A 12,688-nucleotide genomic window follows, 5' to 3' on the forward strand; every position below is an offset into this window, starting at 1 on the left:
GCGTATTGTCGTTTGCGCTTATTGCGTTGTGTGGTCGGCGTGGGGGTTTTCGTTGGCTTCCAGCGTCTGGCGTTGGGTTAACATTGGAAAATACTTCATCCATATCGCGACGACCAGCAGCGTGCCGCAGCCGCCCAGAACGATTGCCGGAACCACGCCGAACCAGGCAGCGGTGACACCGGACTCAAACTCCCCCAGTTGGTTGGACGTGCCGATGAATATCGAGTTTGCGGCGCTGACACGGCCACGCATTTCGTCAGGGGTTTCCAGTTGAACCAGCGTGGAGCGGATAACCACACTTATCATGTCGGATGCGCCGAGTATCAGCAGGGCAAATAGCGATAAAAACAGATTACCGGATAGACCGAAAGCTATCGTGGCGACACCAAAGAGCGCGACGGCAGCGAACATGATTTTTCCCACATGGCGGGTGAGAGGGCGGCGACTTAAATAGAGCGACATCAACACCGCGCCCAGCGCGGGTGCGCAGCGTAATAGGCCGAGCCCCCATGGGCCGGTGTGTAAAATATCTTTAGCGACGATCGGTAACAGTGCCGTTGCTCCGCCCAGTAATACCGCGAACATATCCAGCGAGATAGAGCCGAAAATAACCGGGTTGCGGCGGATAAACGTCATGCCGCCGAACAGGTTTGCCAGCGTCACCGGTGTGCGCGCCGGGGCTTTGTAGGCGTAGCGTAGATTGAGCAATAACAGAAACGATATCAGTAAACCTGCGACACTGCTGGCATAAAGGGTCGTAGGGCCGAGCAGATAGATGAGCCCACCCAGCGCCGGGCCTGCAATCACCGTGGCTTCGCGGGCCGAGGCCATCAGCGCGACAGCACGAGACAGCATGGCCGGTGCAATCAGGTTGGGCAGCAAGGCCTGTGTCGCTGGCATTTCAAACGCGCGAGTGGCACCTAACAGCGCCGAGCAACCGTAGATCATGCTGGCGTTGATGGTATGAGTGATATTGCCGATTGCCAGTACCATCACGGTTGCCGCCATCATCAGGCGGCAGCACAGAATAATCAGGCGGCGGTTGTATTGGTCAACGGTGTGCCCTGCCACAAGGGTTAAGGCTAGCTGTGGTAAAAACTGGGCTAATCCAACCAGCCCGAGATTCATCGCGCTGTTCGTCAGGTCATACATTTGCCAGCCAATGCCGACGACCAGCATTTGAAAGGCAAATGAAGAGGCAATTTGCCCGGCCCAGAAATATAAAAAAGTGGCATGTTTTAATGGTGAAACAGTTTCCACGGTGGTTATCCAAAAAGAGGGGAAGAGGCTGTGTTATATCCTATTGCAGCCGGTGTTTATCAGGCGCAATACCGGCTGGGACTGGCTATCAGTGTACCTAAGTTATGGCAGGCTGAAACCGGCCTTCGTGAGCCTGGATGTAAGAAAAATGTAACGTTTTTTGAGTGCGGTCAGCGCTGCTCTGCCAGCTGAGCGAAGGCGTGATAATAGTGAGCTAATTGCCTGTTTTTATAAAATTAATGTGTGGGTTGTGATTTTTTTTGTCTTTTTTAGGCTATCCGAACGGTTGCTGAAAAGATAAAATAGTCGATATTGAATTTTTTATTCATTGATATATTTGATTTTTATATTATTTAATTAGATTTTAATGAGGAATCTTATGCAACAGTTGCCTGCGTGCCCTAAATGTCAGTCTGAATATACCTGGCAGGACGATGCCATGCTCAATTGCCCGGAATGTGGCCATGTTTGGTCGGCGCAACATGATGGCGAGCAGGAAGAGGGAATAGTGGTACGTGATGCCAATGGCAACCTGTTGTCAGACGGTGATACCGTGACCGTGATTAAAGATCTGAAGGTCAAAGGTAGCTCATCAGTGCTAAAAATAGGCACCCGCGTGAAGGGCATTCGTTTGGTGGAAGGGGATCATAACATCGATTGTAAAATCGACGGTTTCGGCCCGATGAAACTGAAGTCAGAGTTTGTGAAGAAGAACTGATGGGGTGCGCTGGCGGCATCCGCTTGCCAGCGTATTGTTTCGGCGTATCAGCTCAACCAGGGGCGCGGCTAGCCTGTTATATCGATAGGAATATATTCCACGCGATTACGGCCCCGGTGTTTAGCCTGATAGAGTGCGGTATCTGCACTGCCATACAGTGTGTCGAATCGGGTGTGTCGTGGTGCCCAGCTAACGCCGAAACTGGCGGTGACATGGTGCTGTGGCAGCGCTTCCAGAATCGTGTGGTTCAAACTGACGTGAATCTGTGCTGCGATGTCAACGGCGGCCATCAACGTGTGGCCATCAAGCAGAATGGTGAACTCTTCACCCCCCACCCGGCCAATGCTGCCTTTACCTTGTAACACCTCTCGAATGCGCGCAATCAGGGCACAAATCACCGCATCGCCCGTCGGGTGGCCGTAAGCGTCGTTGACCTGTTTGAAATGGTCGATATCCAGCACTATCAAGGCCGCTTGATCTTGCTCCAGAGCGTGATCAACCAAATCGATAATCGCGCTGCGGTTGAATACATCCGTGAGTGGATCATGCGTGGCCTTGTATTCCAGCTCGACGGCTAACTGATGCAATTGGCTGTTTAGCCGGGTTAGCTCGCGTTCAGCCCGATCGCTGCGGGTAATCAATCGATGGGTTTCGCGCACCAGACGTTGATAATGTTCCGCCAGCATGATCAAACTCTCGCGGTAGACCTCGGCGGGCATGTCTGGCTGTGCTGCGACATTACGCACAGAGAGCAGAATGTCATATTCAGGTGTAAACAGTTCATAGTGACTCATACCGCTACTCCAGAATATGTGGGCTGAAATCCAATGCAGGAAAATCGATACTCAGCTCCTGACCAAACTCTTGCGCAATGTCATCATCCTGATCGTAATACCAGTGCAAACGGATCGTCAGTTTCTGGGTGGCGGCATGATTAAGGTGATTAAACAGGCTGAACAGCATTTTGGTGCTGGAGCTGTTGAAATAGAGCAGCGAGACATGCACATCGATGTGGGCGGGGGGATGCTCGCACGCTAAACATGTGCGCAGATAATGCTGAACCCGTTCAATCAATGGGCCGTAAAAAGCGGCAGCGTTTTCCGGGTAAGACTCACCGGATAGCGAAAGCTGATGTGTATCAAAGCGAAAATCGACGCCTGGCGTACTGGCCGTGCCGATAATATGGAGGTTATCTGTTGTAATTATGTCTGTCATGGTTAAATCACCGCCTTCAGGTAGAACGTGGCAAGCCCGGTGGTTGCATCGTCACGAAAGGTGAATTGCAGCGGTTCGCTGGCATCTCGCGCAACGGTGAGCAGCCCAATATCCGCCCCTTTGCTTGATGCCGGAGCCGCTTCCCGCAGTGAAGCTTTATAGGCTAGCCGAATCTCATCGCTGGTCATGGCTTCGAGCATCTCTAACCGGCCCCGCAGTGTATGAATATCCGCTGTACACACGCGGTTGGCACTGAGCAGAAAATATTTCCCTGCTTCAACACCAATGCAGACTGACCCGTGGCGAATTTCGTTATTCTGCGCCTCTGGTGTGAGCGCACAGGCAGAGTAGTGAATAATGTTTTGTGTCATCTCAATAAAGCTTGAGAACAGTTTGCGCCGTATTGGTGGCGGCGCGCTGCTTTTCTCCAATTGCAGGCGTACCGTCTCTGCCAGTGAGCAGACAATGTTTTGTGAAAAATACCCCACGTAATACAGCGCAATATTCTGCTGTTGCGAGAGGTTGATAAATTCAGTGTATGTGCTGTGGGACATGTTTTGTGTTCGCCTGGTTCATAAATTAGGGGTGTCTGAATCCCCAAAAAGTCAGGTCATCCCTGCGTTGCTGGCCGCCTTGCCAGGCGTGATGTTGTTGTAGCAGTTGTTCGGCAAGCTGATTCATGGGTAACGAGCAAAAACGCAACAGCAGATTTTGCAGGCGTCGCTTGCCAAATTTGATAGGGCGCTCTTCACCTATCTGATCCGTCAGGCCATCCGTGGTGGTGAAAAACAGATCTTGCGATAGCAGAGGACGCTGATAGGCGCGCCAGTGATAGTCATAAGGGGTATCGGTGTAGCCTATCCCCATGCGATCATTTTCAAGCGTGATTAACTCGCCGCTGGAGGCGTCGACCAGAAAAGCCACCATGCGCGCACTGGCCCAGTGAAGGGTTTGTGTCTGGCTATTCAGATAGACCACTAAGGCATCACAGCCATCATCAGAGGCGGAAGGAGGGGTGTAACCACCCTTATTCTGCCCTAAGGTATCTTTTATATAGCGGTTAATGGCCGCCAGTATGCGGTCTGGCTCCTCGGGGCGGTGTTGGCCCAACGCCTGCTCCAGCGCAGAATTAAAAATAATGGTCATAAAGGCACCGGGAACGCCATGTCCGGTACAGTCGGCAATGACCGCCAGCCAGCCTTGCTCATAGCGACGAAACGCGTAACTGTCCCCCCCTACGCAGTCCCGGGGTTGCCAGCTCAGACACCAGTCTTTTAATGTTGCAGCCATTGTTTGTTGAAATGGCTGGAGCATGGCACCTTGAATCACGCTAGCATATTCAATGCTTTGGAGAATTTGCTGGTGCTGGCGAACATGCGTGTCCGAGACTATTCGAAACAGGTCTATTCCCAGACCAATGCCAAGATAGCGGCCCTGTTCTGTGATAATGAATCCATCGGCCAGAAAGCGATCGCCGCTAATCACGGCTTTGTCGGCGATATCGCTCAGTGAGGATGTCGCCTCGACAATGAGTGGGGTTTTATCCATAAAAGCGATACAGCTTTTTCTGTCATAAAGTTCCCGATAATAGGGGCGCGCCATGTGTGACAGGAAACTGTGGCGGTTTATCAAACCAAAGGGCCTGCCTGACTCCACGACAGGCAAACTCACCAACTCCTTATGACGGCTGAATAGCTGCAAGACGGTGGCGTTGTCTGTGGCGGGAGAGACATCCGGCGTTGTGATGCAAAGATCGCGCGCGCTTGGGAATGTCACGCAACGCAACCGGTGCTCCTGTGGGGGTAACGCGCTCATTTGGCTTGTCTTTCTTATAAAAATAGACTACCGCCAAATTAACAGTGCGATGTGACGAAAATATGACACTGGCAAGCCAGACCGAGGCATGATGAATATCGGAAGAAAATGCCAGGAAATTGTTAGCGTTACCCTTACACTGGTGAATAAATATTTCCTGCTGGTTCGTTTTGTGAGCGTTTTTATGCTTTTTTCGTATTAATGAAAAAGAAAAATGGCCGATATATTTTACAGGTAGTTCCGCCCTTTCTTTAGGCTACGTGAAATGCACGGCCCCTGGTTGCCGGATATCGGTAATATGAAGAGCCCGAAAGAAAATGGCAGGTGGAAGTCGCTCAGTATACGTTTACTTTCCTGATGGTTTTGGGTAACAGCATTGGTTTGATTACCCTGTATTGATACCTGCATAGGTATATTTGTTTTTTATTTCAAGATATTGGTGTTGAGTCGCTCTAACAGATCAGTGCCCGTAGAAGCATGTCATCGTTAAAAAGAAAAAAGGAGTCAGACTGTGGCTATATCAGGCGTTCAAATACAAAACACAGCATCGTTCTATCCTCAGTCGAGTTATGGCTCAGGGGCAACCTACAGCGCCAGCAGCGCGAGTGACAGCCTCGATTCGATCGGGATGAATACGTCGAGCGGCAACAGTTCTGGCTCGTTTAAATCCGGCAACACGAATAATTCGTTGAATAATCAATTGTCGGATAATAATAAAAATAATTCTGGCGAAGTAAATCCGCGTGCTACGTCGCTGGATGATCAACTGAAAAAAGAAAAGCTTGAGAAGCAGCAGAAAGAGTTATCTCTGGAGCGCTCATTACGAATGACCGGTATTCCTTTATACGGCGGTATATTGGTTTCTGTTGTGAAATCAGCAGACGGTGAAACACAAAGTTATGATGCGCTGACCGGCAAGCGTATTACATCTGCCGATTTGAACTGGAATGGTTCTCGGCTGCAAACCAGCGCACCGGCTAGCGCAGAGTTTGGCTATTATAGCCAGAGTTTGTATAACGGTATGTCGGCGGCTGAGGTGTACGAGAAAATACAGCAAATGATGGGCTCACACACAGCAGATATTCCCTGGACGCTACCCGGTAGCGCCGAGAACCTGCCGAAAGCAAGCTAATCCCTCGGCGTGGGTTTTATTATGTGTGGATGGTGCGGCATCCTATGTGTGGCTGTTTCCTGAAAGTCATAACAATCGCGGCGGTCAGCCGAGATACGAAATCACTCATTATGACGTCGTCCGTTATGACGTCGTCCGTTATGACGTTGTCCGTTATGACGTGGTGTATATTGGTGTCTTTTTTATGCCGACGGGGATTTTATTCTTTCCAGAACCAGCCGTAATGCCTTGTTGAGCAACTTATCGTGACGCGTCACGATAGCCAATGTGCGGGTCAACGGCGGGTTCAGCGTGCCAATATAGTAGCGCTGTTCATCAGCGGTGTGTTTGACCGACATGCGCGGCACAATGCTGTTCCCAAGCCCTGCGGCAACCATCTCCTTAATCGCTTCAATGCTGCCCAGTTCCATGACCGGCGCGGCGCAAAGATGATGGGTGGCAAACCAGCGTTCGATCAACGTGCGTGTACTGCTGCCTTGTTCAAAGAGTATCAGCGGGTGAGCCTGGAGCAGGTCGGGCGATATCGGCTTTCCTCCCATTGGCGTACTGCTGATGGCGACCAGTTCTTCTTCCAGTACCGGGGTGATGTCCAGCGCATGGCCTGTAACCGGTAATGCGACCAGTCCGGTGTCGATTCGGTTATCCAGCACCGCTTGCACAATGTCGCGGGTGTTTCCGGTACGTACACCGACGGTCAGGCGTGGGTAGTCGCATCGCAACTGGTGCAGCAAGGCCGGTAACAGATGAATACAGGCGGTCGCGCCGGTGCCCAATAAAATGTGGCCGACCACATCGTCGGTATAATCCGCAATGACCTGGTGTGTTTCGTCTAATAATTGCTGAATCTGGGTGATTTTTTCCAGCAACAGCGTGCCCGCAGGGGTTGGGCGCAATATTTTGCCGCTGCGTTCGGCCAAACGCACGCCCAGATGGTGCTCGAGCTGGCGCATATGCTGGCTGACCGCTGGTTGGCTCACGTTGAGCTGGTTGGCCGCTCCTGAGAAGCTGCCAAGTCGAATGACGGTGGTAAAGGTCTCCAGCCATTCCAGATTTAACCTGGTCATGTCAAATTTTCCTTTATAGAGAAGATAAGCGTTTGTGCCTGTTGCTAGTCTATCTTGTTGGTTAAGCTGGTTATCTCATGCAGCCGGATACCCTGCGGCTTGCGAACGTTTTGTCCTGACAAGGATACAATAATGAATCAGATTGTGATTACCGACGCGCGGGCCGACCACATTGCCGCCATCAGGGACATTTATGCACACCATGTGCAACATAGCATCGCTACCTTTGAAACCGAGCCGCCTGATGAGGCGGAGATGTTGCAACGCTGGCGGCGTATCCATGATGCCGGATTACCCTGGCTGGTGGCGACAGAACACGATCAGGTGCTGGGGTATTGCTATTTGGGGTTTTACCGCCCAAGGCAGGCCTATCGTTTTACATTGGAGGACTCCATTTATTTGCACCCAGAGCATCTGGGGCGGGGCATCGGCAAGCGGTTATTGCAGACGGCGCTGTTGCAGGCCGAACAACGCGGTTTTCGCCAGGTTATCGCGGTGGTGGCCGCGACGCCAAGCCCTGCATCGCTACATCTGCATCAGGCGCTGGGGTTTCAGCAAGTTGGGACGTTGCAGGCAGTCGGAATGAAGCAGGGGCGCTGGGTCGATACGCTGTTATTACAGCGTATGCTTGGCGACGGCGCGAGTTCATTGCCGCAGGAATGTCGCGATGCGCGGTGAATCATCGGGTGCCCCAGGCACCCGATTGGCGTTATGGCAGGCGTTGTCGCGCTTGCCATAGCGCCAGCAGGCTCATGAGCGCAGCTATCATCAGGTAGTAACTGGGGGCAAGGCTACTGCCGGTCACACTGATAAGTAGGGTGCAGATGAAGGGGGCAAAGCCGCCGAAGACTGTCACCGCTACGTTATAGCTGATGGCCATTCCGCTGGCGCGGGTCGAGATAGGAAACAAATCCGCCATCATTGATGGCACCGTTGAGAAGTAGACCGATTTGAGCAAGGCCATCCAACTGACGACGATGATAAGCGCTGTGGCTGATAGGTATTGTGTCATTAGCCAAAAGGCGGGATAGACCGTAACGGCCAGTAGCAGTAATGCCCCCCACATCAGCGGCAGGCGGCCAATTTTCTCTGCCCATAGGCCAACCAGCGGCGTGACAATCGTCAAAATCAAGCCTGCGAACAGTGTGGCGCTAAAGGCCGTGCTTGCTGGCAGATGCAGTGTTTTCGTGGCATATGTCGGCACGTAGTTCAGCATATAGTTGATGGCGGTCGAAATAATCATCAACCCTACGGCAATGAGAAACAGCGCTTTCTGGCGGGTAAAAAGCGCCTTCACCGGGGCGTGCGTCTTCTGGGCCTGTTTGAAGTCTGACGGTTCATGCACGTGGCGGCGAATGTAGAGACCGACCGGGCCGATGAGCAACCCAAAGGCAAACGGCACGCGCCAGCCCCATTGCTGAATTTGTGCGTCAGTCAGCCACTGGGATAACCCGAGGCCGAAGGCTGAGGCCAGCAGCGTGCTGACTCCCTGGGTGGCGAATTGCCAACTGGCGATAAATGCCCGACGTTCAGGAAAGTGCTCGACCAGAAAGGCGGTCGAACTGCCGAACTCGCCACCGGCGGAAAATCCCTGAATGAGCCGTGCCAGCATAATCAGCAGCGGAGCTATCAGGCCAATACTGGCATAGGTAGGCATAAACGTTATCATTGCGCCGCCCAGCAACATTAAGCTGATAGAGAGCAGCAGCGATGCTTTACGCCCGGCTTTATCCGCGTAGGCACCTAATACCACCGCACCGAGTGGGCGGATTAAAAATGACACGCCAAAGCTGCCGAAGGTCAGCAATAACGAGACGGCCTGATCTTTCGTCGGGAAAAACGCCTGAGCGATAGAATTGGCAAAAAAGCCGTAAACTGCGATGTCGAACCATTCCAGCGCGTTGCCGATACAGGTGGCAAACAGCGTTTTATACAAACTGGGGCGCACGCCATGAGGCGATGCGACAGATAACGTTGTCATGATTCACCTCAGCAGGCGTGGTGTGGGCTACGATGAGCGTGCTGTTGCGCCAGCAGGGTGTGGCCCTGCTCGCCCAATTCCCAGAACAGGCACGTCATGATTTGCAAACCTTCACGGGCAAGGCTGACGGGCAGATGTTCATCGACCGCGTGCTGACCGCAGGCGGGATAGGAGTGCGGTACCCAAAGCGTCGGCAGGCCGAGGATGTCGGCAAACACATCATTTGGCAGCGAGCCGCCGAGATTCGGTAACAGCGCCGGTTTTTTACCACAGGTTTGTTGCATCAACGCCAGCGCCCAGTTGACCAGTGGTGAGGTGGGGTCAAGTCGGGTGGCGGGGGTGCCGCGTACGTCGCTGATTTCTACCTGAGTAAAGCCATGCGCATCAAGATGCTGGCGGATGTGCCGGGTGAGGTTTTGCCAGTCCGTGCCGACAACGAACCGCAGTTGGCAAACGGCGCTGGCGTGGCCGGGGATCGCGTTCATTGGGCGTTGTGGATTGCCGGTGAGAAACGACAGCACTTCCAAGGTGTTCCAGCCAAACAAACGTTCTGACGGACTTAATCCCGCCTCGCCCCACTCCGGGTCAATCACCGGATCGGTCGGTTTACCCGCCGGTTCGATATCAGCCAAAATTGTGCGTAACGCGGCCGTTAGTTTCGGGGGTTTTAGCGCCTGTACCTGCATTTGACCGTGCTGATTCACCAGGCAGGCGATAGCGTTAGCCAGTTGCGTTCCCGGGTTGCTCAACAGGCCACCCCAATTGCCGGAGTGGTAATCTCGCGAGCGGGCGTGCAGCGTGAGCCGGAAATTAACGCAGCCGCGTGACCCCAGAAACAGCGTCGGGCGTTCGGCATTCAGACGCGGGCCGTCAGAGGCGATAAAAAGGTCAGCGCGCAGCATATCGCCATACTGCTGGCACACGTGCGCAAGCCCCGGTGAACTGACTTCTTCACCCATCTCAAAGAGCCATTTACAGTTAAAACCAAGCCGCCCGCCACGCGCGTGAAACACCTGTTCCATCGCGGCCAGATTAATGGAGTGCTGGCCTTTGTTGTCGGCACTGCCGCGCCCGTACCATTTTCCGTCCTGCTCTACCAGTTGCCAGGGGGAGAGCCCGTCGCTCCAATGCGCATCGTCGCCAAAAACCACATCACCGTGGCCGTAACACAGTAATGTCGGCAGGGACGGGTCTTCGATTCGTGAGGCTATCAGGAAGGGATGTTGCGGGGAGGAGGGGTTGTCGATGCGCGCTATCTCAAACGCCATCGCCTGTAGCGCAGGAATGATTTCCTGGTTTAGATAGCGCTCCAGCATGGCATGGCTGTCTGAACGCTGGCTTTCGCTGGCGATGGCAATGCGCCGTGCCAGCACGTCGCGAAATTGGCCGCTGTCAAAATAGTCCAGCGCCTGCTGAATAACCGCCGGTGTTGTCATGATATCCCCTGTTGTGATGGTGTTTTTTTATGTCATGTGATGTTGTCTGTTCCGTTCTAATTCATCGTCAGCATTGCCACAATAATAATAATTGCAAGTAAGCCTTGCTTTTTATATAAGGCTTGTCTGCACGAAAATGAGGCAACTTAGCCGTTTGCCGTTTTTAGGGGCGTTGTATGCACAGTAGCGAGATTCGGTACTTTCTGGCGGTAGCCAATAGCGGTTCATTACGGGCGGCCAGCCAGCAACTGTTTGTTGCGGTTTCTGCCATCAGCCGGAAAATCCACAAACTGGAAGAGCGCATTGGTGCGACGTTGTTCGAACGTCATGCTCGCGGAATGGTACTGACCGATGCCGGGCAAATATTAGAAAACCATGTGCGTAAAAGCATGCGAGACATGGACTATGCGATAGCGGAAATTCAAGGATTGAAGGCGGTGCGCCGTAGCGTGGTCAGGGTCGCGGGTACGGAAGGGATGGCCTTTGACCTCTTGCCGGGGTTATTTGCGCGTTTTCGGCAACATAACCCGGCGGTGACATTTTTATTGCAGGTTGGCAGCGCGCAACAGGTGTCAGACATGGTGCGCAGCGGCGAGTGCGAGCTGGCCTTTCAATTTAGCCTGTCACCAGAGAGAGGCGTTGACGTCGTCAACGCCTGGCCTGCGCCGGTATTATTATTGATGCACCCGAGCCATCCTCTGGCAACACGGGAAGTACAACTGGAGGATTTACACGATTATCCGCTGGGGTTGCCGCCGTCGGGAACAACGGTTCGCCAGTTGATCGATCTGGCGTGCCGTATGAGCGGAACCTTCCTCGAGCCGGCGCTGAGTTGCAACAATTTCTCGGCGCTGTACGCCTTTATGCAACAGACGCCGCAGGCTATTACCGCCTGTAGCCATTTCTCCGTGTTCTACCGGGTACGTGAAGACGGGTTACTGCTAAAACCCGTACGCAGCGAGCCGTTAACCCAGCGCAGTTTACAGATGCAGACGCGCACCGGTCAGCACCGCTCGGCCGCATTACGCCATTTCATCCGTTTTGTGGCCGATGAGTTGGGCAATGAACAGGCTCAGGTGACGGCCACGACAGGGCCCATTCCTGCAGCCGAGCGTTAGTGCTGCCAGCGGTAAATTAGTGCTGCCAGCGGCAAATATGCCAGTGCTGGCTTGTGGCCAACGCAGCCAGCTCGGGGGCCGGGTTAATCACATAGGCTTCATCGACCCATGCCAGCATCGCGCGGTCATTAAGCGAGTCACTGTAGCCATGAAGACGGGTAAATGGCTTGCCTGTGCGCTGTGCACACCATTGACGAAGACGCGCGACTTTCCCCTCCTGATAGGTCGGAGTGCCGTGGATTTGTCCGGTAATCATGCCGCCATCGAGTGTGACGCCGATGGCGAGCGCATCATCCGCCCCCAACCTGCGGGCGATAGGCGCGACCAGGTGTTCGCCGCTGGCGGAAATCACCACCACGGTGTCGCCACGTTGACGATGCCAGGCCAGTCGCTCTTGGGCCTGCGGGTAATAGCGCGGCAAAATCTCCTGTGTGATAAAGACCTCTGCCCAGGCGTTGACTACATCGATAGGTAGACCCGTTAACGGCGACAGTGACAGTTGCATATACTCTTCGATGGCTAATGTTCCCTGATAGTAGCGCTGCATGAGCTGCTGCTCTTGCTGCAACAGGCTTTCATTGGCGCGCCCTTTTGAGACAAGCCAGCGTAGCCATAACCCGGTGCTATCTGCACTGATTAGCGTTTCATCGAGATCAAATAGTGCCAGTTCCATCTTGTTCTCCAGCGTTGTCGCGTCTGATGTTGCTCTGTATGCAGCCATGATAAGCCAATAATACCCGAGTGGGCTGCTGGCATGTCCGGCCAGTCTTTAATCAAGAACACGGTATCCTTATTACCTCTTATTGTGACATTTTTGTTACAGTTGGTGTTTTATGCTAATAGTGTGAGGTGAAACACCGTATGTGTGATTTTAACTTATTGTTTTTTATTGATTTAACTGTGGTCGTGAATTAAATATAACACGGCATGGTTGCGCGAATTGGCAGGA

General features: G+C 53.1%; 13 protein-coding genes. 4 read left to right on the forward strand and 9 right to left on the reverse strand.

The genetic code is table 11. From position 1 onward, the window contains the following. Positions 1-18: 18 nt before the first annotated feature. Positions 19-1,260 carry an MFS transporter gene (locus O1Q98_RS16875; protein WP_125258641.1) on the reverse strand — a complete coding sequence of 414 codons (1,242 nt, stop codon included), beginning with the start codon at positions 1,258-1,260 and terminating at the stop codon, positions 19-21. A 379-nt stretch (positions 1,261-1,639) separates the two neighbouring features. Between O1Q98_RS16875 and O1Q98_RS16880 the strand changes: the two genes are divergently transcribed. Beyond that, positions 1,640-1,978 carry a zinc ribbon domain-containing protein YjdM gene (locus O1Q98_RS16880; protein ID WP_125258642.1) on the forward strand — a complete coding sequence of 113 codons (339 nt, stop codon included), beginning with the start codon at positions 1,640-1,642 and terminating at the stop codon, positions 1,976-1,978. Positions 1,979-2,046: 68 nt separating this feature from the next. Here O1Q98_RS16880 and O1Q98_RS16885 read toward each other — a convergent pair whose 3' ends face one another. From O1Q98_RS16885 to O1Q98_RS16900, 4 genes are read right to left on the reverse strand one after another with little or no spacing between them, the layout of a single operon-like run. Then, positions 2,047-2,772, reverse strand: coding sequence for a GGDEF domain-containing protein (locus tag O1Q98_RS16885; protein WP_125258643.1), 726 nt, complete (start codon positions 2,770-2,772; stop codon positions 2,047-2,049). Positions 2,773-2,776: 4 nt separating this feature from the next. After that, positions 2,777-3,193, reverse strand: a complete 417-nt coding sequence (locus O1Q98_RS16890; protein WP_125258644.1) for a DUF1987 domain-containing protein — start codon at positions 3,191-3,193, stop codon at positions 2,777-2,779. Between the two features lie 2 nt (positions 3,194-3,195). Then, on the reverse strand, positions 3,196-3,747 hold the full coding sequence (locus O1Q98_RS16895) for a SiaB family protein kinase (RefSeq protein WP_125258645.1): 552 nt from the start codon (positions 3,745-3,747) through the stop codon (positions 3,196-3,198). A 25-nt stretch (positions 3,748-3,772) separates the two neighbouring features. Continuing rightward, complete coding sequence (locus tag O1Q98_RS16900; protein WP_125258646.1) at positions 3,773-5,008, reverse strand: SpoIIE family protein phosphatase; 1,236 nt, start codon at positions 5,006-5,008, stop codon at positions 3,773-3,775. 511 nt (positions 5,009-5,519) lie between these two features. Here O1Q98_RS16900 and O1Q98_RS16905 point away from each other — a divergent pair. Further along, a complete protein-coding gene (locus tag O1Q98_RS16905; RefSeq protein WP_125258647.1) occupies positions 5,520-6,140 on the forward strand; it encodes a hypothetical protein in 621 nt (206 codons plus the stop codon). Positions 6,141-6,322: 182 nt separating this feature from the next. On the opposite strand, the gene O1Q98_RS16910 is transcribed toward O1Q98_RS16905, so the two are convergent. Further along, entirely contained in the window at positions 6,323-7,204 is an 882-nt protein-coding gene (locus O1Q98_RS16910) for a LysR family transcriptional regulator (RefSeq protein ID WP_125258648.1), read from the reverse strand. A gap of 132 nt (positions 7,205-7,336) precedes the next feature. Between O1Q98_RS16910 and O1Q98_RS16915 the strand changes: the two genes are divergently transcribed. Then, positions 7,337-7,882, forward strand: coding sequence for a GNAT family N-acetyltransferase (locus tag O1Q98_RS16915; RefSeq protein ID WP_125258649.1), 546 nt, complete (start codon positions 7,337-7,339; stop codon positions 7,880-7,882). A 31-nt stretch (positions 7,883-7,913) separates the two neighbouring features. Here the strand turns inward: O1Q98_RS16915 and O1Q98_RS16920 are convergent, their stop codons facing one another. Continuing rightward, complete coding sequence (locus O1Q98_RS16920) at positions 7,914-9,185, reverse strand: MFS transporter (RefSeq protein WP_125258650.1); 1,272 nt, start codon at positions 9,183-9,185, stop codon at positions 7,914-7,916. 8 nt (positions 9,186-9,193) lie between these two features. Next, positions 9,194-10,621 carry a M20 family metallopeptidase gene (locus O1Q98_RS16925; protein ID WP_125258651.1) on the reverse strand — a complete coding sequence of 476 codons (1,428 nt, stop codon included), beginning with the start codon at positions 10,619-10,621 and terminating at the stop codon, positions 9,194-9,196. A 176-nt stretch (positions 10,622-10,797) separates the two neighbouring features. Here O1Q98_RS16925 and O1Q98_RS16930 point away from each other — a divergent pair, with 176 nt between their 5' ends. Continuing rightward, complete coding sequence (locus O1Q98_RS16930; protein WP_125258652.1) at positions 10,798-11,739, forward strand: LysR family transcriptional regulator; 942 nt, start codon at positions 10,798-10,800, stop codon at positions 11,737-11,739. A gap of 16 nt (positions 11,740-11,755) precedes the next feature. Here the strand turns inward: O1Q98_RS16930 and O1Q98_RS16935 are convergent, their stop codons facing one another. Continuing rightward, positions 11,756-12,412: an HAD family hydrolase gene (locus O1Q98_RS16935; RefSeq protein ID WP_125258653.1), complete on the reverse strand. Its 657-nt coding sequence runs from the start codon at positions 12,410-12,412 to the stop codon at positions 11,756-11,758. Positions 12,413-12,688 lie beyond the last annotated feature (276 nt).

The sequence above is a fragment of the Dickeya lacustris genome (assembly GCF_029635795.1).
Lineage (GTDB): Bacteria > Pseudomonadota > Gammaproteobacteria > Enterobacterales > Enterobacteriaceae > Dickeya > Dickeya lacustris.